21 protein-coding genes are annotated in these 19,696 nt (G+C 57.5%); 10 read left to right on the top strand and 11 right to left on the bottom strand.

Annotated features, from left to right (window positions below; genetic code table 11):
• Positions 1-6 precede the first annotated feature (6 nt).
• A complete protein-coding gene (locus INF68_RS15125) occupies positions 7-321 on the bottom strand; it encodes a PTS sugar transporter subunit IIB (RefSeq protein WP_126786519.1) in 315 nt (104 codons plus the stop codon).
• A 293-nt stretch (positions 322-614) separates the two neighbouring features.
• Here INF68_RS15125 and INF68_RS15130 point away from each other — a divergent pair, with 293 nt between their 5' ends.
• Complete coding sequence (locus INF68_RS15130; RefSeq protein ID WP_047646737.1) at positions 615-1,565, top strand: LacI family DNA-binding transcriptional regulator; 951 nt, start codon at positions 615-617, stop codon at positions 1,563-1,565.
• Positions 1,566-1,610: 45 nt separating this feature from the next.
• Here the strand turns inward: INF68_RS15130 and INF68_RS15135 are convergent, their stop codons facing one another.
• The 5 genes from INF68_RS15135 to INF68_RS15155 form a co-directional block, all read right to left on the bottom strand.
• On the bottom strand, positions 1,611-1,907 hold the full coding sequence (locus tag INF68_RS15135) for a YicS family protein (protein WP_126786518.1): 297 nt from the start codon (positions 1,905-1,907) through the stop codon (positions 1,611-1,613).
• 122 nt (positions 1,908-2,029) lie between these two features.
• Positions 2,030-3,394, bottom strand: a complete 1,365-nt coding sequence (locus tag INF68_RS15140) for an efflux transporter outer membrane subunit (RefSeq protein ID WP_126786517.1) — start codon at positions 3,392-3,394, stop codon at positions 2,030-2,032.
• Positions 3,394-6,504 (bottom strand): efflux RND transporter permease subunit, encoded by a 3,111-nt coding sequence (locus INF68_RS15145; protein WP_109845924.1) that lies wholly within the window; start codon positions 6,502-6,504, stop codon positions 3,394-3,396. Before INF68_RS15145 ends, INF68_RS15140 begins: the two co-directional genes overlap by 1 nt.
• Complete coding sequence (locus INF68_RS15150; protein ID WP_126786516.1) at positions 6,504-7,625, bottom strand: efflux RND transporter periplasmic adaptor subunit; 1,122 nt, start codon at positions 7,623-7,625, stop codon at positions 6,504-6,506. Before INF68_RS15150 ends, INF68_RS15145 begins: the two co-directional genes overlap by 1 nt.
• 148 nt (positions 7,626-7,773) lie before the next feature.
• Entirely contained in the window at positions 7,774-8,343 is a 570-nt protein-coding gene (locus INF68_RS15155; RefSeq protein ID WP_029740765.1) for a TetR/AcrR family transcriptional regulator, read from the bottom strand.
• Between the two features lie 186 nt (positions 8,344-8,529).
• On the opposite strand from INF68_RS15155, the gene INF68_RS15160 reads away from it, so the two are divergent.
• Positions 8,530-8,949: a GNAT family N-acetyltransferase gene (locus INF68_RS15160; protein ID WP_126786515.1), complete on the top strand. Its 420-nt coding sequence runs from the start codon at positions 8,530-8,532 to the stop codon at positions 8,947-8,949.
• On the opposite strand, the gene INF68_RS15165 is transcribed toward INF68_RS15160, so the two are convergent.
• Positions 8,946-9,593 carry a TetR/AcrR family transcriptional regulator gene (locus INF68_RS15165; protein ID WP_109845921.1) on the bottom strand — a complete coding sequence of 216 codons (648 nt, stop codon included), beginning with the start codon at positions 9,591-9,593 and terminating at the stop codon, positions 8,946-8,948. The genes INF68_RS15160 and INF68_RS15165 overlap by 4 nt on opposite strands.
• A 93-nt stretch (positions 9,594-9,686) precedes the next feature.
• Here INF68_RS15165 and INF68_RS15170 point away from each other — a divergent pair, with 93 nt between their 5' ends.
• The 7 genes from INF68_RS15170 to INF68_RS15200 all read left to right on the top strand — a co-directional run bounded on the left by INF68_RS15170 (position 9,687) and on the right by INF68_RS15200 (position 15,479).
• Positions 9,687-11,171, top strand: coding sequence for an MDR family MFS transporter (locus INF68_RS15170; RefSeq protein WP_181367028.1), 1,485 nt, complete (start codon positions 9,687-9,689; stop codon positions 11,169-11,171).
• Between the two features lie 187 nt (positions 11,172-11,358).
• Positions 11,359-12,159 carry a lipoprotein NlpA gene (nlpA, locus tag INF68_RS15175; RefSeq protein WP_126786514.1) on the top strand — a complete coding sequence of 267 codons (801 nt, stop codon included), beginning with the start codon at positions 11,359-11,361 and terminating at the stop codon, positions 12,157-12,159.
• 122 nt (positions 12,160-12,281) lie between these two features.
• The gene (locus tag INF68_RS15180) at positions 12,282-13,061 is read left to right on the top strand and encodes an MBL fold metallo-hydrolase (RefSeq protein ID WP_126786513.1); all 780 of its coding nucleotides are present in this window, start codon (positions 12,282-12,284) and stop codon (positions 13,059-13,061) included.
• 26 nt (positions 13,062-13,087) lie between these two features.
• Positions 13,088-14,041, top strand: a complete 954-nt coding sequence (locus INF68_RS15185; protein ID WP_126786512.1) for a GlxA family transcriptional regulator — start codon at positions 13,088-13,090, stop codon at positions 14,039-14,041.
• 112 nt (positions 14,042-14,153) lie between these two features.
• Positions 14,154-14,402: a hypothetical protein gene (locus tag INF68_RS15190; RefSeq protein ID WP_029740772.1), complete on the top strand. Its 249-nt coding sequence runs from the start codon at positions 14,154-14,156 to the stop codon at positions 14,400-14,402.
• Between the two features lie 303 nt (positions 14,403-14,705).
• Positions 14,706-15,161: a hypothetical protein gene (locus INF68_RS15195; RefSeq protein WP_059446496.1), complete on the top strand. Its 456-nt coding sequence runs from the start codon at positions 14,706-14,708 to the stop codon at positions 15,159-15,161.
• Between the two features lie 87 nt (positions 15,162-15,248).
• Positions 15,249-15,479, top strand: a complete 231-nt coding sequence (locus INF68_RS15200; RefSeq protein ID WP_126786511.1) for a hypothetical protein — start codon at positions 15,249-15,251, stop codon at positions 15,477-15,479.
• Positions 15,480-15,519: 40 nt separating this feature from the next.
• Here the strand turns inward: INF68_RS15200 and INF68_RS15205 are convergent, their stop codons facing one another.
• From INF68_RS15205 to INF68_RS15220, 4 genes are all read right to left on the bottom strand, one after another.
• A complete protein-coding gene (locus INF68_RS15205) occupies positions 15,520-16,608 on the bottom strand; it encodes an AAA family ATPase (protein WP_063409831.1) in 1,089 nt (362 codons plus the stop codon).
• A gap of 145 nt (positions 16,609-16,753) precedes the next feature.
• Positions 16,754-17,713, bottom strand: coding sequence for a DUF523 and DUF1722 domain-containing protein (locus INF68_RS15210; protein WP_047173159.1), 960 nt, complete (start codon positions 17,711-17,713; stop codon positions 16,754-16,756).
• A 102-nt stretch (positions 17,714-17,815) separates the two neighbouring features.
• Positions 17,816-18,226 carry a hydroxyisourate hydrolase gene (uraH, locus tag INF68_RS15215; RefSeq protein WP_023309856.1) on the bottom strand — a complete coding sequence of 137 codons (411 nt, stop codon included), beginning with the start codon at positions 18,224-18,226 and terminating at the stop codon, positions 17,816-17,818.
• A gap of 99 nt (positions 18,227-18,325) precedes the next feature.
• Entirely contained in the window at positions 18,326-19,051 is a 726-nt protein-coding gene (locus tag INF68_RS15220) for a MerR family transcriptional regulator (RefSeq protein ID WP_029740778.1), read from the bottom strand.
• Positions 19,052-19,168: 117 nt separating this feature from the next.
• On the opposite strand from INF68_RS15220, the gene INF68_RS15225 reads away from it, so the two are divergent.
• Positions 19,169-19,693 carry a lipocalin family protein gene (locus tag INF68_RS15225; RefSeq protein ID WP_033147067.1) on the top strand — a complete coding sequence of 175 codons (525 nt, stop codon included), beginning with the start codon at positions 19,169-19,171 and terminating at the stop codon, positions 19,691-19,693.
• Positions 19,694-19,696 lie beyond the last annotated feature (3 nt).

Raw genomic sequence — 19,696 nt, forward strand, 5'->3', positions numbered from 1 at the left:
CACCTTTTAGTGTGCCGCTTCGATGAGCGACAGAGCATAGTCCAGTACTTTATCGCCACGCTGCATGCCGTAGTCCATCATATCGATGGGCTGCACCGGAATGCCTTTCGTAGCCGCCTTGTCTGAGAGTGTCTGTAACATGTATTTCACTTGCGGTCCGAGAAGGACAACCTGGTATTGCGGAAACTGCGTATCAAATTCGGAAACACCGTACGCATCAATCTTCACCGGCAAACCACGTTCTTTCGCGACATCGATCATTTTGCTGACCAGCAGGCTGGTGGACATCCCGGCAGAGCAGCACAGCATAATTCTGAACATCGACAACCATCCTCTAAATGTAAAAAGTTATTGCGAGGATGATTGGACATGATACGGAAACCGGTTTCCATTCATAAAAGACAGAAGTGTGATACCCATCAAGATCCCTTACTTATGAGGCTAATTAACCGGATGTGCATCACATAATTTGGCTGTTTTGAGATCATTTTGAGTGGAAACGGAAAATCGGTTTCCATGGAAAACGGAAACGGATATACTCCGTTCTGGCTATAATGTGAGCCGAAGCGGTCATGGAATTTGCAGGCGCGAGGTAAGCCTGCCAGGGGAAAGAGATGTCGACAATCAATGATGTATCACGTCTTGCCGGGGTGTCTAAAGCCACGGTATCGCGAGTGTTGAGCGGGTCGCGTGGCGTTAAGGAAGCCAGCCGTCAGGCCGTATTAAAAGCGGTGGATGAGCTCAACTACCGGCCTAACGTGATTGCCCAGTCGCTGCTGAGCCAGTCGACGGGCTGTATCGGGGTGATTTGCGCGCAGGAAAACATTAACCAGACCACCGGTTATCTCTACGCGCTGGAAAAACAGCTCAGCCAGCATCAAAAACATCTCCTGCTGCGCTTCGCACACAGCAAAGCGGAAGTGATGCACGCCCTTGAAGAACTCTCCTGCGGGCTTTGCGATGACATCCTGGTGATTGGCGCCCGTTTCCCGCTGGACGTGGATATGGACAACGTCATTCTGGTGGACTGCATGGAGTCTGATAATTCCAACAGCATCCAGTTCGATCACGCCTTTGCCGCCGAAACCGCCTGTAACTACCTCACCAGCCAGGGGCGTCGCCAGATTGCGCTGATCCACCCCCACGGCAGCGGTTTTGCCGACCAGGTCCTGCTCGGCTACAAGCACGCGCTGGAGAAAAATTTCCTGCCCTTTAATCGCAGCCTGGTTTTTATGGACGCGACTTCTTCGTCCGTTGCGCTGCAGGAGCTGCTGAACAACGCCAGCACCCTGAATTTCAACGCGCTGTTGGTGGCCGACGAGCAGGAAGCCCAGCGGGTGATCCCGCAGCTGCAGGCGTTTAACAAATCGGTGCCGGACGACATCATGGTCTTCAGCCTGGCCGGATCGCTGCACCTGCCGGGTATTCCGGTGATCCCGGCGATTGAATATTCCATGGACGCGATGGCGGCGCGCATTGTGAGCTGGCTGACGGAGAAAACGCAGATGCTCGGGTCCTATGTTCTGCGCGGGGATTTGATTATTCCGGACATGCGGAAGCGTTAAAAATGTTTTCCGGGCCGGGTAAGCGCAGCGCCACCCGGCGGGAACTCAATAATCTTCCATACAATCCACTTGACCAATCGCCCCCCAGTAGGCATCCAGGTTGTCGCGCTTAACGGCGGTGATGGCATTTTTGATCAGCAGCTGATTGGCCTCGGACGACAAAATCATCTCCTGCCAGGCTTTATCGCTCTTTTTTTTCTGTGGCGTACAGGTTTTCTTAATATCTTTAAGGACCTGCTGCTTTATTTGCGCCTCTTTCGCGGGGTCATCCTTTTCCTGAGCATGGACAAACGCGGCGAAGAGCAGACAAACCAGCAGGCAGACCAGGTGCGCAGCTTTCATCAACAACCCCCTTTTAGAAGTCACATGCTTCCCATGAAATATATCGTTACATTCAGTGTAGCGACGCCAGCCGAAAGTATGAATTTTCTCTTCACCGCCTGTCATGAACTTCCCGGCAAGCGCTACTGAATACCGCCGCCCAGCGACTGCCACAGCGTGATGCGGTTTTCCAGGTCGGTTTGCTGCAGCGCAATCAGCGATTCCTGCGCCGACCACAGCGACCGCTGCGCGGTAAGCACCGTCAGATAATCCCCCGCGCCTGCCTTATAGCTGCGCGTTGCCACGTCCAGCGTTTTTTGCTCCGCCGCGACGTATTCGCGCTGGGCGTCGAGCTGCTCGCTCAGGGTTTCTCGTCGCGCCAGCGCGTCGGCCACGTCCTTAAACGCGCTCTGGATGGCTTTCTCATAGGTGGCGATCAGCCCCTTCTTCTCCGCTTCCGCGTAGCGCAGCTGCGCCAGGTTGTTCCCGCCGCTAAACAGCGGCAGGGTGATGGACGGCGCAAACGACCAGACCTTCATCCCGTGGCTGAACAGGGAGGAGAGCGAATCGCTGCCGACGCCCGCGCTGGCGGTGAGTGAAATGGTCGGAAAGAAGTTGGCGCGCGCCGCACCGATGTTGGCGTTGGCGCTCAGCAGGTTATGCTCGGCCTCCTGAATGTCCGGGCGGCGCAGCAGCGCGCTGGAGCTGACGCCCGCCGGGATCAGCGTGATGGCGTTATCGCTCAGGCTCTCCAGCGTGCCGGGCAGCAGGTTCTCCGGCACCGTATTGCCCGCCAGCAGATTAAGGGCGTTTTTGTCCTGCATCACCAGCGTCCGGTAGCTCGCCACGCTGGCGCGCGCCTGCTGATACACCGCCATCGCTTCACTGACGTCCGTCGCCGCCGCCACGCCCACTTCCTGCTGGCGCTTCACAATCTTCAGCGAGTTCGCGGCGCTCTCCATCGTGGATTTCGCCAGCGCCAGGTTGCTGTTATCCGCCGCCAGCGTCACCCAGGCCGTGGTCAGCTCGCTGACCATCGTCAGGCGCGTGTTCTGCGCGGTGAACTCGCTGGCAAGCCAGGTTTCACGCGCGGCGCGGGAGAGGCTCTGGTTGCGGCCAAACAGATCCAGCTCGAAGCTGGAGACCGCGCCGTTGGCTTGGTCGCTTGTCGCGACGCCGCTTGCCAGCGTGCGGCTGCGGGTATGGCTCAGCTCCGCGTCCACCGTCGGGAACAGGGACGAGCGCGTTTCACTGTACTGGGCGCGGGCGGCGTCGATATCGGCAATCGCTTTTTGCACGTCGCGGTTGCTGTTAAGCGCCATCGTCACCACGCTTTTCAGCCGCGCATCGCTCATTACCTGCTGCCACTGGCTCACCACGGCGGTGGCTTCGCCGTGCGCGCCGGGCAAGGTTGCCGGGACGGGGGCGTCCGGGCGTTGATACGTTGGGTCTAACGACACACAGCCTGCGCTCAGCAGGGCTAACGCTAAAACAGATACACGAAACATTATGACCTCCGGTTCGCGTGTTTACCGGAGAACAGACGTTTCACCAGTACAAAGAATAAGGGAACGAAGAAGATCGCCAGCAGCGTCGCGGCCAGCGTTCCGCCGATAATGCCGGTACCAATCGCCACGCGGCTGTTTGCGCCTGCCCCGGTTGCCACGGCCAGCGGCGTAACCCCTGCGATAAACGCCAGCGAGGTCATGATGATCGGACGCAGGCGCGTCTGGGCGGCACGCAGGGCGGCACGCGTCAGAGAGTACCCTTCAGCGACTTTGGCTTCGGCAAACTCGACAATCAGGATCGCGTTCTTCGACGACAGGCCGATAGTGGTGAGCAGCGCCACCTGGAAGTAGACGTCGTTGTTCAGGCCGCGCAGGGAGGCGGCGACGGCCGCGCCTAGCACGCCAAGCGGGATCACCAGGATGACCGAAATCGGCACCGACCAGCTCTCATACAGCGCCGCCAGGCACAGGAACACGACCAGGATCGAGAGGGCATAGAGGCTCATCGCCTGACCGCTCGCCAGTTTTTCCTGCAACGACAAACCGCTCCACGCCCAGGTGCTGCCGGACGGCAGGCTGTTTGCCAGCTGCTCCATTTTGCCCATCGCCGTGCCGGAGCTGGCGCCGCTGGCGTTTTCGCCCTGTATTTCATACGCCGCCGAGCCGTTGTAGCGCACCAGGCTTTCCGGGCCATACTCCCAGCGGGTGGTGGCGAAGGCGGAGAACGGCGTCATGGTGCTGTCGCTGCCGCGCACAAACCATTTGTTGAGATCCGACGGTACGGCGCGGGTGTCGCTGTCGCCCTGGATGTAGACCTTTTTCACGCGGCCGCGGTCGATAAAATCGTTCACGTAGGTCCCGCCCCAGGCGCTGGAGAGGGTGTTGGTAACGTCGCTCAGGGACAGCCCCAGCGACACGGCCTTGTTGTTATCGATATCCACCTGAAGCTGCGGCATCTGCGGCAGATCGTTGGCGCGCACGGCGTGCAGCGAGCTGTCCTGATTGGCCTCGCCAATCAGCTGGTTACGCAGCTTCAGCAGCGCGTCGCGGTCGGTGCCGCCGCTTGCCATCAGCTCAAAGGTAAAGCCGTTGCTCTGGCCCAGGCCGTCCACCGCGGGCGGCGTCATGGCAAAGATTATCGCATCGCGGATGGTGCTCAGCTCCTGCGTGGCGCGCAGGGCGATGGCCTGCGCGGTATTCTCATCGCCTTTACGTTCGGACCAGTTTTTCAGGGAGACAAACGCCATCCCGGCGTTCTGGCCGCTGCCGCTGAAGCTGAAGCCTTCAATGGTGAAGATCACGTTGGTATTGGCTTTTTCTTTCGTGAGGAACCACTCGCGCACCTGGCGGCTGACTTCGGCGGTACGTACCGTCGTTGCGCCCGCTGGCAGGGTGTACTGCACCATGATTTCGCCCTGATCTTCCGTTGGCAGGAAGCTGCCCGGCAGCTTAAGCATGGCGAAGCCCATCGCGCCGCAGAGCAGGGCATAGATAACCAGCATGCCGCCGGAACGGCGCAGGGCGCGCAGCACCTTGTTCTGATAGCCGCGCTCTGTCCTGCTGTAGAAGCGGTTAAACGCGCCGAAGAAGCCCTTTTTGTGCGGTGCCGTGTGGCTCAGAATCGAGCCGCAGAGCGCGGGCGTCAGGGTCAACGCCACCACCACGGAGAGCAGCATCGCTGAAATGATGGTGACCGAGAACTGACGGTAAATCACCCCGGTGGAGCCGCCGAAGAAGGCCATCGGCAGAAATACCGCAGAGAGCACCAGCGCAATGGCGACCAGCGCGCCGGAGATTTCGCCCATCGATTTCTCAGTAGCTTCCCGGGCGGGCAGGCCTTCGTCGCGCATAATACGCTCGACGTTTTCCACCACCACGATGGCGTCATCCACCAAAAGCCCTATCGCCAGCACCATCGCAAACAGCGTCAGGGTATTGATGGAGTAGCCGAACAGCGCCAGCACGCCGAATGTGCCCAGCAGAACGACAGGCACCGCCAGCGCCGGGATCAGCGTCGCGCGGATGTTTTGCAGGAACAGGTACATCACCACCACCACGAGGATAATGGCTTCGAACAGGGTCTGAATTACGTCCTCAACGGAGATCTTGATGAACTCGGTGCTGTCTTTCGGGTAGGCCACGTCGTAGCCTTCCGGCATCGACTTTTTGAACTCGGCGATCTTGTCTTTTACCGCCGTCGCAGTGTTGAGTGCGTTCGCACCCGGTGAGAGCATGACCGCCATACCCGCAGCCGGGTGGCCGTTGAGCTTCGCGGTGGCGGTGTAATCTTCGCTGCCCATCTCCACGCGGGCAACGTCGCTGACGCGCACCACCGCGCCGCTGGACTGGCTCTTCACGATGATGTTTTTAAACTGATCGACCGTCTGCAGGCGCGACTGGGCGCGGACGGTGGCGGTCAGCTGCTGGGCGTTCGACGAGGGCAACGCGCCGATTTTACCGGCGGAAACCTGCACGTTCTGGGCTTCAATCGCGCTCTGCACGTCGGACGGCATCAGCGAGTAGGACGCCAGCTTCGCCGGGTCGAGCCAGATGCGCATGGCGTATTCCGCCCCGAACACCTGCAGGCTCCCGACACCCTCCACGCGCGCCAGCGGGTCCTGCATATTGCTCACCAGCCAGTCGGCGATATCCGAGCTGCTGGCGGTGTCGGTTTTGTCGTACACGCCCATGATCAGCAGGAAGTTGCTCTGCGATTTCTCGACGGTAATGCCGGACTGCTGCACCTCGGTCGGCAGGCGCGATTCCGCCTGCTGAACCTTGTTCTGCACCTGCACCTGGGCGGTGTCCGGATCGGTTCCCTGCTCGAAGGTGACGGTAATGCTCACCGACCCGTCCGAGCTGCTGGTGGAGGTGAAGTAGAGCAGGTTATCCAGCCCGGTGAGCTGCTGCTCGATCACCTGCGTCACGCTGTTTTCCAGCGTCTGCGCGGAGGCGCCGGTGTAGGTGGCGGAGATTTTGATCGACGGCGGGGCGACGTCCGGGTACTGCGCCACCGGCAGCGTGCGGATCGCCAGCATCCCGGCGAGCATGATAAGAATGGCGATAACCCAGGCAAAGACCGGGCGACGCACGAAGAAGCGGGAAAACATCAGGCGTTTCCTCCGCTGGCTTTCATCTCTTCGGCCTTCACTTCCTGCCCGGCGGTCACTTTGTCGGTGCCTTCCACAATCAGCTTATCGCCCGCCTTGAGGCCACTCAGCACCAGCCATTTGTCGCCGTAGGTGTCGCCCGTCTCCAGCTGACGCTGCTCAACCTTGCTGCTGGCATTCACCACCAGCGCGGTGGCGGTGCCTTTGGCGTCGCGGGTGATGCCCTGCTGCGGTGCCAGGATCGCGTCGTTCATGATGCCTTCATCCACCCTGGCGCGAACAAACATGCCCGGCAGGAGCTGATGCTGCGGGTTCGGGAAGACGGCGCGCAGCGTGACCGAGCCGGTTGATTCATCCACCGCCACTTCGGTTAACGCCAGACGGCCTTTCTCGCTATAGGTGCTGCCGTCTTCGAGGATTAGCGACACGCTTAGCGTATCGCTATTGGTGGCGAGGGTTTGCCTGCGTAAACGCAGTAGATCGGCGCTGGAACGCGTGAGATCGACGTACATGCTGTCCAGTCCGCGAACGGTGGCGAGCGCGGTATCCTGCTGGGCGGTTACCAGCGCGCCGGGCGTGACGGATGAGATGCCGATGCGTCCGGCAATCGGCGCGGTCACGGTGGTCCAGTTAAGGTTAATGCGCGCGCTCTCCTGCGCGGCCTTCTTTGACTCGACGCTGGCCTTGTCCTGCGCGCAGGTGGACTTCGCGTCCTCTGCGTCCTGGCGCGACACGCCGTCGTCTTTCACCAGCTGCGCATAGCGCTGGGCCTTCTGGCAGTCGGCTGCTACCAGCGCCTGCGCCTGCTTCAGCGCCGCGGCGGCTTCATCAAACGCCGCGCGGTAGCTGGAAGGGTCAATTTGATACAGCGCCTGCCCGGCCTTGACCGTATCGCCTTCGGTGAACAGGCGCTTCTGGATAATGCCGCCCACCTGCGGGCGCACTTCGGCGCTCATGGCTGCGGCGGTGCGGCCGGTCAATTCGCTGACGACGGAAACAGGCTGGCTCATGAGAGTGACAATCCCCACTTCCGGAAGAGGACGCTGGGGAGCAGATGTTTGCGCATTATCGCACCCGGTCAGGAGAAATAATGCCGCGATGGAGGTTGTTATGTTTTTCATAATCTTTTTCCAGGGTGAACGACGCCTGCCCCGTTAATGGCTTAACAGGGAGGAGGGCTATTTAAAGGCACAGCGATACCGCATCTCTGGCAGAGCCAGAAATGTAAAAAAGGGGAATTACTAATTCCCGCTAATTATTCATATGCGATTACTTCGCAGAGAAAAGCATATTTAAAATATCCTGATAAAGGGGTTCTAATTGTTCTGACGGGACTTTTAAGGGGGTTAATCGACGATAAATCGTCCCCTCAATCATCACGGCGGTAATCTCCACGCAGCAGCGAATATGCTCGTCGCTCAGGTGGGGAAACTGTTTTTTCAGGTGCTCGCAGGCGTTGGCGAACATGCGCGATTCGGCTTCGATCAGCATCGTCGCCACCTGCGGATTACGCGTGGCCTCCGCGGACATTTCCAGCATCAGCGCATCGTCATCTTCGTTGAGGGTCTGTCGCCAGGCGAGTGCCTGCGGCATCCCTTCTACCAGGGTTTTACCCTGCATCTCCTCAATGCGCGAGTCGATGATGCGGCGGATCATCTCTTCGATAATCGCGTCTTTGTTGCTGAAATAACGGTAAATTTGCCCGACGCTGAGCTTCGCCTCGCTGGCGATCTGCGACATGCTGGCGGCGTGAAACCCGCTGGCGCGAAAGCAGCGGCGCGCGGCGGTGATGATCTCGTCCTGGCGCAATTTTTGTCGTTCTTCCAGCTTTGTGCTCATCGTCGGCTACCGTGTAAAAGTGAGAATGATCGTTCTCATTATACGTTTTAGGTGCGTATTGGAAAGGCTTTTTTTATTTACATATTGAATGAATATTTCCTGGATTAAACAATGGAGGAAATAAGGAGTTTTTATGAAGGTTAAGCTGTGAGATATTCAGATTGCGCTGAAAATAAGGAGAACATTATGCAATTGAGCATTACTAAAAAAGTCACACCCGAAGAGAAAGAAGAGTTATTAACGGGGCTGAGAGCCTATAACGGGCAGTTTTTAGATCTGGCGAACTTCAGCGGGGATATTGGCGTTTACGTGCGGGACGAAAAAGGAATCATGCTCGGCGGGCTAATTGGGGTGCGTAAAGGCGACTGGTTAAATATTGATTTTCTGTGGGTTAGCGATAGCGTGCGTGGTTCCGGCGTCGGCAGCGAGCTCATCAAAACGGCAGAAGATGAAGCCCGACGCCAGGGCTGCAAGCACGCGCTGGTCGATACCGCCAGCTTCCAGGCACGCCCGTTCTATGAAAAGCAGGGCTACCGGCTACAGATGTCGCTGCAGGATTACCCCTATGCGGGCATGCAGCGCCACTATCTGGCAAAGGCGCTTTAACCGCCGATCCCGGTGCCGATTACGGCAAGCGCATGACGGACAATGATTTCCGGCGAGAGGGATTTTAGCCTCTCGTCATTGCGCATGCGTGAGAACGGCACCAGCACCAGGCTCAGTAATGTGGTAAACAGCAGCTCGGGTGCCAGCGCCTGATTCAGCTTCCCTTCCTGCTGCCAGCCTTTGAGGGTGGCGAGCGTCGCCTGATACTTCTCATCACCAAACCGCGCTTGCAGATGGGTGCGCAGGACCGGCATTTCGCCAATCACCTCCTGCATCCACAGCGGCGCAAACCAATGATACTGTTCCGCCAGCTCTGCCAGCACCTTTACCATTTCCGTCAGGGCGTTGACCGGAGAATCCCGGTTATCGGCGAAAATCGTTCCGATCCGCTCGCGTAACGGCAGGAAACGCTCCTCAATCATCGCATCCAGCAGTTGCTCTCGGGAGTTGAAGTAATAGTGCAGCATCGCGGGCGTGACGCCCGCCTCTTTGGCAATGGCGTTGAGTGAGGTATTGGCGATCCCCTGACGAGAAAAGAGGTTCAGGGCGATATCCAGCAGCTGTTCGCGGCTGGCGGTGACGCGTTTACCCCCGCGAGGGCGGCCCGGGCGGCGCGGTTCAGAATTGTCCTTTTGTGCTGGCATGGCCACAGTATCTCTTGATCTTATTCATCACTTCCACAAATATTAATTATACGATTAATTAATTTCAAGTAATGTCTTATGGAGTCTGACGTAATGGCTCAACCCGCGCAGAAAGCGCCGTCGATCAAGCTGCTGTTCAGCGCGCTGCTGCTAGTGATGCTGCTCTCCGCGCTGGATCAAACAATTGTCTCCACGGCGCTGCCGACCATTGTCGGCGAACTGGGCGGCCTGGATAAACTCTCCTGGGTGGTCACGGCCTATATCCTCAGTTCCACCATCGTGGTGCCGCTGTACGGAAAGTTTGGCGATCTGTTTGGGCGTAAAATCGTCCTGCAAATCGCCATTGTGCTGTTCCTTGTGGGCTCCGCGCTGTGCGGGCTGGCGCAAAACATGACCCAGCTGGTGCTGATGCGCGCCCTTCAGGGCCTGGGCGGCGGCGGCCTGATGGTCATCAGCATGGCCGCCGTGGCGGACGTGATCCCGCCTGCCGATCGCGGGCGCTATCAGGGGCTGTTTGGCGGCGTGTTTGGGCTGGCAACGGTCATCGGGCCGCTCATTGGCGGGTTTATCGTCCAGCACGCGTCCTGGCGCTGGATTTTCTACATCAATCTGCCGCTGGGGCTGTTTGCATTGCTGGTCATCGGCGCGGTATTCCACGGCAGCGCGCGGCGCAGCAAGCATGAGATTGACTATCTGGGGGCGATTTACCTCAGCATGGCGCTGCTTTGCATCATCCTGTTCACCACCGAAGGCGGGACCGTTCGTCAATGGAGCGACCCACAGCTGTGGTGCATTCTGGCTTTTGGCCTGACGGGCATTGCCGGGTTTATCTACGAGGAGCGGCTGGCGTGGGAGCCGATTATCCCACTGTCGTTGTTCCGCGACCGTAGCTTCCTGCTCTGCAGCCTGATTGGCTTTATCATCGGCATGTCGCTGTTTGGCTCGGTGACCTTCCTGCCGCTGTATTTGCAGGTGGTGAAAGACGCCACGCCAACGCAGGCCGGTTTGCAGCTCATACCGTTGATGGGCGGGCTGCTGCTGACCTCCATTATCAGCGGGCGCATTATTAGCCATACCGGGAGATACCGCCTGTTCCCGATCCTCGGCACCCTGCTCGGCGTGGTGGGGATGTTTTTACTGACGCGCATTTCGCTCACCTCCCCAACCTGGCAGCTGTATCTGTTCACCAGCGTGCTGGGCATGGGGCTGGGTCTGGTGATGCAGGTGCTGGTGCTGGCGGTACAGAACAGCGTCTCTGCCGAGCAATACGGGGTGGCGACCTCTGGCGTCACGCTGTTCCGCTCCATCGGCGGGGCGATCGGTGTTGCGCTGTTTGGCGCGGTGTTCACCCATGTTCTCCAGGCGGGGCTGATGGACAGATTGCCTGAAGGGGCAGAGCTGCCGCACGAGCTGAACCCGACCGCCATTCATCATCTGCCTGACGCCCTGAGGCTGGACTACCTTGATGCGTTCGGCTCGGCCATTCATGCGGTGTTCCTGCTGGCGGCGGGCATTATGGTGCTGGCGTTTGCGCTGTCATGGTTTTTACGCGAGGCGCCGCTGCGCCGGCAGGCGTGATGCCCATCGCCCGGTGGCGCTGTGCTTACCGGGCCTACAACATCTCCGCGCGTAGGCCGGGTAAGCGCAGCGCCACCCGGCAAAACCCGCATATAACTTATCCTTCTTATTGATTCTTTTTCGTTTTTTATTCCACCGCCTCGTTGTCGATATAGTCACTACAACATTTAGCAAAAGGAACTGTCTTGTGAAACGTCAATTGGGTGCTCTGGTACTTGCTGGCCTGCTGCTGGCAGGGTGCGATCAAAGTGGCAGCGATGCCAAACACATTAAAGTGGGCGTCATCAACGGCGCTGAACAGGACGTGGCGGAAGTCGCCAAAAAGGTGGCAAAAGAGAAATATGGCCTGGACGTGGAGCTGGTCGGCTTCAGCGGCTCGCTGTTGCCTAACGATGCCACCAACCAGGGGGAACTGGATGCTAACGTCTTCCAGCATCGCCCGTTCCTCGCTGAGGATAACAAGGCGCATAACTACAAGCTGGTGGCCGTGGCGAACACCTTTGTTTTTCCGATGGCCGGCTATTCCCGCAAAATCAAATCCGTCTCTGACCTGAAGGACGGGGCGACCATTGCCATTCCAAACGACCCGACCAACCTTGGCCGCGCGCTGTTGCTGCTGCAAAAGGAGAAGCTCATTACCCTGAAGCCGGGCACCGGGCTGCTGCCGACGGCGCTGGATATTACCGCCAACCCTAAACAGCTGAAAATTATGGAGCTGGAAGGGGCACAGCTGCCGCGCGTGCTGGACGACCCAAAAGTGGATGTCGCCATTATCAGCACCACCTATATTCAGCAAACCGGGCTGTCGCCGGTGCATGACAGCGTCTTTATTGAAGACAAAAACTCGCCGTACGTGAACATCGTAGTGACGCGCGAAGACAACAAAGACGCGGAGAACGTGAAGGAATTTATCCAGTCCTATCAGTCGCCTGAAGTGGCAAAAGCGGCTGAAACGATCTTTAACGGCGGGGCGGTGCCGGGCTGGTAAACGATCTGACGGAAAACGGGTGGCTTAAATTGGCCCGATTCCATCGGTAATCGCCCTTTAGCCCACAGCGCCAATAGTGACGGCTGGCTATCCTCCTTATCACACCCACCGGAGGATAGCCCATGAACATTACCCACATTCGCAACGCCACCCAGCTGATTACCTACGCCGGAAAACGTCTTTTAATCGACCCGATGCTGGCCCCGAAGGGGGCTTATCCGGGCTTTCCCGGCACGGCGTATGCCGAACGTCGTAACCCGACGGTCGAACTCCCCGTTGACGTCAACACGCTGCTGGACGCCGACGCGGTGATCGTCACCCATACCCATGACGATCACTGGGATCGCACCGCAGCGGAGCTGATCGCCAAAGATAAACCTATCTACGTGCAAAACGATCGTGACGCCGCGCTGCTGCGAAGCCAGGGATTCAGCAACCTGACGGTCATGGCCGACGCGACCTTCTTCGGCGATATTCAGATTACGAAAACCCACGGCGGGCAGCACGGCACCGATCGCGCTTACGCCGTGCCGGAGCTGGCGGAGCGGCTGGGCGAGGCCTGCGGCGTGGTGCTGCGTCATCCCGATGAGAAGACGCTTTATCTTGCCGGGGATACCATCTGGCGTGACGAAGTGGCGGCCGACCTGCAAAAGCACCAGCCGGACGTGGTGGTGCTGAACGCGGGCTATGCCCACGTCATTGGTTTTGGGCCCATTATTATGGGGCAGGAGGATGTGCTCAACGTTCATTTCCTGCTGCCGCAGGCCAGCATTGTGGCGATCCATATGGAGGCGATTAACCACTGCCTGTTGACCCGCAGCGCGCTGCGTGAGTACGTTGAAGCCAATCAGGTGAGTGACGCAGTGAGCATTCCCCAGGATGGCGAAACCGTTATATTCTGAGTGCGTTAAAGGGAAAGGAGAGACAGATGTCGCTAATCAACGTCGCGATTGTCGCGGTAGACGGGTTCAGCCCGTTCCACTACTCCGTTCCCTGCATTCTGTTTGGCGATTCGGTCTCCGGCGAAAAGCGCTTTAACGTGACGATCTGCGCCGAAACGCCGGGTTTTCTCACCTCAAAAGACGGATTTGCCCTCAACGCCACGCAGGATTACACCGCCATTGGCCAGGCCGATATTGTTGTCGTTCCCTACTGGCAGCACGTCCTTGAACGACCGCCCCAGACGCTGCTCGACAGCCTGGTGCAGGCGAGAGACAACGGCGCGGAAATCGTCGGGCTGTGTCTGGGGTCGTTTGTGCTGGCCTGGGCGGGGCTCCTCGACGGCAAACGTGCGGCCACCCACTGGGAGTTCGAGCATCAGTTCCAGTCCCTTTTCCCGCACGTTCAGCTGGATATCAACGCGCTCTACGTGGATGACGGCAATATCATCACCTCCGCCGGTACCGCGGCGGCGCTGGACTGCTGCCTGTATATCATTCGCCAGCGCTTTGGCAGCGTGGTTGCCAACCAGATTGCCCGCCGGATGATTGTACCGCCCCACCGCGAAGGCGGGCAGGCGCAGTTCATCGCCCAGCCGGTACCCAAAGATACCCGCGACGGACGTATTAACTGTCTGATCGATTATCTTCAGCAGCACATCACCGAACCGCATAGCCTGGACTCGCTGGCGGAGGTGGTTTCGATGAGCCGCCGCACCCTGACCCGCCATTTTATTAAAGCCACGGGAATGAGCGTTGCCGACTGGCTTACCGCCGAACGCCTGCGGCGCAGCCAGATCCTGCTTGAAGCCGGAAATATGCCGATTGAGCGCGTGGCCGAGCTGGTGGGGTTTAATTCCGCCGTCACCTGGCGACAGCAGTTTAAGGCGCGTTTTGGGGTCAGTCCGGCGGAGTGGCGAAAGACGTTTCGTCTGCAGAACTAGCGTGAAAGTTCTGTAATAACGAAAGGTTAAGAAATTTGAGCATTCAGGAACCTACAGAAGCTAGTGGTTACAGTCCTTCACCAGTTTGCCGCCTTCAGGCAGAGGAAAAATAATGATTACTACAAGGGTAAAATTATTCTTGTTACTGGCCGCTGTTTGGATAGCAGGAATATTTGCCACGCTTTTATTTGGACGTTTGTTGATTGCCCTGGTCAGCTTCTTTTTCATCGGACAATTTGATTTTCCAATCAGTGATCTTGTTGAAGCTACTACCCTTGCCATTAGTGGTGGGATCCTCATTGGAGGAATACAGTGCGTTATGGCAAAGGAAAAGAACCGATCCGAAGACCCACCCCGGTAAGTTGGGTAGGAAGAGATTGTACTACCCCAGCCTCTCCACTCTCGGTTGCTGGCAACAATACCGGTGATGCGATGAATGATGCCAACCAGACGATGGCGTGACCCAATGCACCTTTGGGCGTACTTGCTGTTCTAATGATACTAAGCAGGGTGAGGAGCCTGATACAGGAGAGCATATAGCGGCAGAAGAAAATGTGTTGAGTACTAAGTCTCAACCAAACAAACCTGATGCCGATAATATAATTTCTTACCTGTCGAAGAACAGATAGGTACATTGAATGAGGTGGCAAAAAGGACTCATGAAATGATTTATGTATTATTAGGAATTGCACTTTTCGCTTTTGCAGTTGGAACGGCCGTGTTTCTTCGCTTTAGTAAAGTGACGGGAAGAAGCGTCCAGTCACCTTTTACCTCTATGTTTTTCTTTGATGCGCTCTTTTTTGGGCTGGGCAGTAAGCGAGACATGAATATCGCAGCATGTTCGTTTATTGTCTTTTTACTAAGCGTATGGGGATTAACTTATTTAAAATTAAGCGCACATTTTTGGGGGAGTCGAGAAAGCTATTTTGGTCTCGTGATCGCCGGGATTTTGTTTCTAATTATGCACTGTCGCTATTGCGCAAAAAATGTCGTTATCAAAAATGATGGGCTTGCACCCATGAGAGAATTGACCAGTCTCAGGTTGTCCAGCCTCACTAGCCCCTTTTTATGGTTAAGTCGGGCCGGGTATCTGGGTTTCTTTATTGGAATGATACGTTGAAGCAAATGTGGATAGAGAGAGCCTCAATCTCGACGTACTGCCAAACGAAATATCAATATCACGAAAGCGATTGTGGTAGTTATAGAAATGATGATTAATCCTCGAATAAAACTTTTCCTGTTACTGGTATTACTCTGGATGTCAGGCCTCTTTATCACTATGGCTGCAGGCCGTCTGCTAATTGCAGCGGCCTCGTATCTCTTCCTTAATGATTTTGATTTCAAGTGGAGCGACTTGATTACTGCGCTCAAAATCTCTGTAGGCGCAGGGTTCATCATTGGAGGGGGGCAGTCCCTGCAGGTGAAAGAGAAAAAATGAAGATTTCATTTTATTGGGCTTCAAAGGAAGAGAATGCGGCTTACCCCAGCCTCTCCACCCGCGTCTCCCCCTCAACCATCGATAGCTGATACAGCGAAAACGACCTCTGCTTCTCAATCAACTTTGCCAGCTCCGGCGAGTGGCTGGTGAGCCAGATCTGCGAGTAGCGGCTGGCCTCGGCAATTAAGCTCGCCAGCGCGGGCAGCATCTGCGGGTGCAGGCTGTTTTCCGGTTCGTTCAACGCGATAAACGCCGGTGGGCGCGGGCTTAACAGCGCTACCGCCAGGCACAGAAAGCGCAGGGTGCCGTCGGAGAACTCCGCCGGTTCCAGCGGCCTGCTCAGCCCCTCGCGCTGCATCATCATGCGAAAACGTCCGCCGGTGTTGTCGCTGTAAAACACGCAGCCGGGGAAGGCCTGGTCAAGGATGCGCATCAGCAGCAGCTCGTCGCCGATCTCGACGATGGTCTGAAACGCGGCCGCCAGGTTGGCGCCGTCGCTGGCCAGCACCGGGGAGCGGAAGCCGACCTGCGGGGCGCGCATCGCCGAGCCAATTGATACAGAAAACTCATGATAAAAGCGCCAGTTACGCAGGGACTCACGCATCTGCGACACTTCCGGATAAAGATGCGGTTCGCCGAGCTGTCCGAACACCGATTCGTTCTCGTACAGCGTGCCGCTGTGGGTCACTTTCTCGTGATGCACGTTGTTGAGAAACACCGCCTGGTTCTTACGCTTCATCAGCTGTGATGAAGGCCGACGGTGCTGGCCGCTCAGCCAGATGGACTCCTCTTTGATCACCGGATCGAGCTGAAACTGCGAGGGATAGGGCAGCTTCTCCACAAACCCGACCTGCAGCTCGTATTCGTAGGACTCTGTTTCCACGGCCAGATTCATCCGTCGTAGCTGGTCGCTACGGGTTTTGCCTGCCCAGAACACCTTCAGAATGCCGCCCTCGTTCGCCAGCGCCTGGGAAAACTGCCCCTGGGCGGCGCTGTGCATCAGGTGTATCGCCTTGTAAATATTGGATTTCCCGGTGCCGTTCGGCCCGAAGACGATGTTGAGCTGCTCCAGCTCCAGCGACATGTCGCGGATGGAGCGGTAGTTTTGAATGTGCAGGGTGTTGATCACAGGCAGGCCCCTTTCGCAGAATAAGCCTGTATATAATCACAGTCTTTGAGGTGAAATGCAAAAAAGAGACGACAGTGAGGATGTCGTCTAAACGGGGTACTGCTTTGGGCCTCTACGGGTCAATGGGGCCTTCGCATTTTTATGATCACTTGACTGCCAGACGCAGACCCAAATCATCAGGATAGGGATCAAAGTAGTTTTGCGTCATCAGATACCGGTCGGGGTATTCGGCCAGGTAGTGCTTCAGCAGCGTGATCGGGGCGAGAATAGGCAACTGTCCGTTGCGATAGTGCAGGATCACGTCGCGCAGTTCGCCGCGCTGGCGGGTGTTCAGCTGGTTACGGAAATACCCCTGGATATGCATCAGCACGTTGGTGTGATTCTTCCGCGAGGCGGGTTTTTTCAGGATGGTCATTAGTTTTTCCCGGTACGCCACGAAGAAGGCGTCCAGGTCTTCCCACTCGTGCAGCGAGGCAACGAACGGGCCGATTTCACGGTAGCCCGCCTGATGGTGCGCCAGCAGCTGCAATTTATAGCGGCTGTGGAAATCCAGCAGCCCACGTCGCGTGAGACCTTTAGCGCGCAGCGTGTTTAGCTCGTGCAGGGCAAATACCCGCTCGATAAAGTTTTCCCGCAGCACCGGGTCGTGCAGCCGACCGTCTTCCTCGACGGGCAGCCACGGGTAGGTTTCAAGAAGGGCGGCGGTGAACAGCCCGACGCCCTCCTTGCGGCCCCGGTTGCCGTTTTCATCGTACAGCCGCACGCGTTCCAGGCCGCAGCTTGGGGATTTTGCACAGACGATAAATCCCGACAGATCGCCGATTTTTGGCAGATAGTCCGCCGTGAACTCGGCCATTTTCTGCGTGAGGTCATCATGAGGCGGTTTGCTGAAACGGAGCTGCGTTTCGCCGCTGTCCGTCAGCGTCAGGCGTATGGCCGGGCGAGGCGTCGGCAGACCGATAGCCATTTCCGGGCAGACGGGCCTGAAATTCACCCACTGGGCCAGCTCATCCATGACGAAGCCCATACGCTTGTGTCCGCCGTCAAAGCGAACGGCGGATCCGGTCAAACATCCGCTAATACCGAGCACAGGTTTCGTTGTCATGGTGTAGTCCTCCCGTTCATATAATTAAAACTTACACAACATGACTAATTTGTCCAAGTATTAGAGGAACTATTTTTTTTATTCCTTTAAAATCAACGGGTCTCAACTACCCTTGTAGGTCGAGTAACCGTACTGGCTCAGCAGAAGCGGGATGTGCAGCTTCTCGTTGGTGCGGGTCACGGTAAACAGCACCGGGATCTCCGGGAAGAAGGAGTCCAGCTTTTTACCGTGGAAGTACTCTGCGGTTTTGAAGGTCACTTTATACACGCCAGGCTGCATGTCCTGATCCTGCGGATAGAGCGATTTGATGCGGCCGTCGTGGTCGGTTTTGCCGTTGGCAATCGGGGTCCATTTGTCCTGCTGCTGTTTCTCCAGCGTAACGGTCACGTCCGATGGCGGCATCCCGGTTTGCTGGTCGAGAATGTGGACGCTCAGCGTGCCGGCAGGGGCGCTAAAGGCGGCAGGGGCAAAGGCCATCGAGGCCAGGATCAGCAGAGGGGCAGTTTTTTTCATGGTGTTTTCCTGTTGAGTTATTCGTCACAGGAAAACGTTAGCATCTGCGGCGCGGGAAAATATTCAACTTTTCGTGAAGATTCCCGCAGGAGAAAATTATCAGAGGATAATCACTTCAAGCGATACCTGCTGCTGCCACTGCTCCACCTGTTTTTTCCGCCCGGCGGTGAGTTTGCCGCTGGTGACCAGAAGCCATTTGCGCTCCGGGAAAATTTCCGGTGCCAGCGCGTCAGGCGGAACCGGCAGGATGTCGATTCGGTGGCCCTGTCCGGTGCGCGTTAAGGCTTCGAGCCAAATCTCGCACGGGTCGTTCAGGTGCCAGCCGCTGAGCAGAATGTTATCGCCCGGCGCTTTTTTATCGCCTTCGAGGCAAAACGAGGTGTAGGCGATGATGATGCCGTCGAGGATCGCACGCAGGGTCATGGCGGCGGCGACGTTGGCCGAGACCTGGCTGCGCAGCGGGCGCAGCACGTTCGCGACCAGCTCCGGCCTGGGGTATTCGCGTCCGGCGTCGTAAATCATCTGGCGCAGGGACTCGACCTTGCCGTCCTGCAGGCGTTGCAGCATGTTCTGCTGCAGGGTTTGCCAGTTGTTGGTCCGACCCGGCGTCGGGCGCTCCAGCAGAGGTTTGACCTGGCCGATCGGGACGCCTTTTTTGACCCAGTCGAGAATTTTTAGCGCCTGCTGGACGTCCTCGTCGCTGTACTGGCGGTGGCCGCCCTCCGTGCGCTGTGGCTTGAGTAAACCATAGCGACGCTGCCACGCCCGCAGGGTGGTGGCGGTGATGCCGCTGAGTCTGGCGAATTCGCCGATGGAGTAAGCCATGTCCGTGTCCAGAGTGGAGGAATACTCTCAATATACTACGAATTTTCCCGAACGGGATGAAGCGCCGAAACGGTGCACTACACTTAACATCCAACCGTGCAAATGAAAGGAATTCTCATGAAGCTATGGCCTGTTGTGACCGGTGTTGCCATTGCGCTGACGCTGGTCGCCTGTAAATCCCCCACGCCGCCGAAGGGCGTGCAGCCGATTTCCGGTTTTGACGCCAGCCGCTATCTTGGCAAATGGTACGAGGTCGCCCGTCTGGAAAACCGCTTTGAACGCGGGCTGGAGCAGGTTACCGCCACCTATGGCAAGCGCAGCGACGGCGGCATCAGCGTGCTCAACCGGGGCTACGATCCGGTGAAGAACAAGTGGAACGAGAGCGAAGGCAAAGCGTACTTTACCGGCGAACCGACCACGGCCGCGCTGAAGGTGTCCTTCTTCGGCCCGTTCTACGGCGGCTATAACGTGATCAGGCTGGACGATAAGTACCAGTACGCCCTGGTCAGCGGCCCGAACCGCGATTACCTGTGGATCCTGTCGCGCACGCCAACCATTCCGGATGCGGTGAAGCAGGATTACCTGAACACCGCGCGCAGTCTGGGCTTCCGGGTTGACCAGCTGGTGTGGGTGAAGCAGTAGCCC

The organism is Enterobacter cloacae complex sp. P16RS2 (genome assembly GCF_014982155.1).
GTDB classification, from domain to species: domain Bacteria; phylum Pseudomonadota; class Gammaproteobacteria; order Enterobacterales; family Enterobacteriaceae; genus Enterobacter; species Enterobacter cloacae_M.

What these genes read in the sequence shown, in the direction of transcription:
- INF68_RS15125 (WP_126786519.1), bottom strand. Translation starts at nt 321, where the DNA reads ATGTTCAGAATTATGCTGTGCTGCTCTGCCGGGATGTCCACCAGCCTG.
- INF68_RS15130 (WP_047646737.1), top strand. Translation starts at nt 615, where the DNA reads ATGTCGACAATCAATGATGTATCACGTCTTGCCGGGGTGTCTAAAGCC.
- INF68_RS15135 (WP_126786518.1), bottom strand. Translation starts at nt 1,907, where the DNA reads ATGAAAGCTGCGCACCTGGTCTGCCTGCTGGTTTGTCTGCTCTTCGCC.
- INF68_RS15140 (WP_126786517.1), bottom strand. Translation starts at nt 3,394, where the DNA reads ATGTTTCGTGTATCTGTTTTAGCGTTAGCCCTGCTGAGCGCAGGCTGT.
- INF68_RS15145 (WP_109845924.1), bottom strand. Translation starts at nt 6,504, where the DNA reads ATGTTTTCCCGCTTCTTCGTGCGTCGCCCGGTCTTTGCCTGGGTTATC.
- INF68_RS15150 (WP_126786516.1), bottom strand. Translation starts at nt 7,625, where the DNA reads ATGAAAAACATAACAACCTCCATCGCGGCATTATTTCTCCTGACCGGG.
- INF68_RS15155 (WP_029740765.1), bottom strand. Translation starts at nt 8,343, where the DNA reads ATGAGCACAAAGCTGGAAGAACGACAAAAATTGCGCCAGGACGAGATC.
- INF68_RS15160 (WP_126786515.1), top strand. Translation starts at nt 8,530, where the DNA reads ATGCAATTGAGCATTACTAAAAAAGTCACACCCGAAGAGAAAGAAGAG.
- INF68_RS15165 (WP_109845921.1), bottom strand. Translation starts at nt 9,593, where the DNA reads ATGCCAGCACAAAAGGACAATTCTGAACCGCGCCGCCCGGGCCGCCCT.
- INF68_RS15170 (WP_181367028.1), top strand. Translation starts at nt 9,687, where the DNA reads ATGGCTCAACCCGCGCAGAAAGCGCCGTCGATCAAGCTGCTGTTCAGC.
- INF68_RS15180 (WP_126786513.1), top strand. Translation starts at nt 12,282, where the DNA reads ATGAACATTACCCACATTCGCAACGCCACCCAGCTGATTACCTACGCC.
- INF68_RS15185 (WP_126786512.1), top strand. Translation starts at nt 13,088, where the DNA reads ATGTCGCTAATCAACGTCGCGATTGTCGCGGTAGACGGGTTCAGCCCG.
- INF68_RS15190 (WP_029740772.1), top strand. Translation starts at nt 14,154, where the DNA reads ATGATTACTACAAGGGTAAAATTATTCTTGTTACTGGCCGCTGTTTGG.
- INF68_RS15195 (WP_059446496.1), top strand. Translation starts at nt 14,706, where the DNA reads ATGATTTATGTATTATTAGGAATTGCACTTTTCGCTTTTGCAGTTGGA.
- INF68_RS15200 (WP_126786511.1), top strand. Translation starts at nt 15,249, where the DNA reads ATGATGATTAATCCTCGAATAAAACTTTTCCTGTTACTGGTATTACTC.
- INF68_RS15210 (WP_047173159.1), bottom strand. Translation starts at nt 17,713, where the DNA reads ATGACAACGAAACCTGTGCTCGGTATTAGCGGATGTTTGACCGGATCC.
- uraH (WP_023309856.1), bottom strand. Translation starts at nt 18,226, where the DNA reads ATGAAAAAAACTGCCCCTCTGCTGATCCTGGCCTCGATGGCCTTTGCC.
- INF68_RS15220 (WP_029740778.1), bottom strand. Translation starts at nt 19,051, where the DNA reads ATGGCTTACTCCATCGGCGAATTCGCCAGACTCAGCGGCATCACCGCC.
- INF68_RS15225 (WP_033147067.1), top strand. Translation starts at nt 19,169, where the DNA reads ATGAAGCTATGGCCTGTTGTGACCGGTGTTGCCATTGCGCTGACGCTG.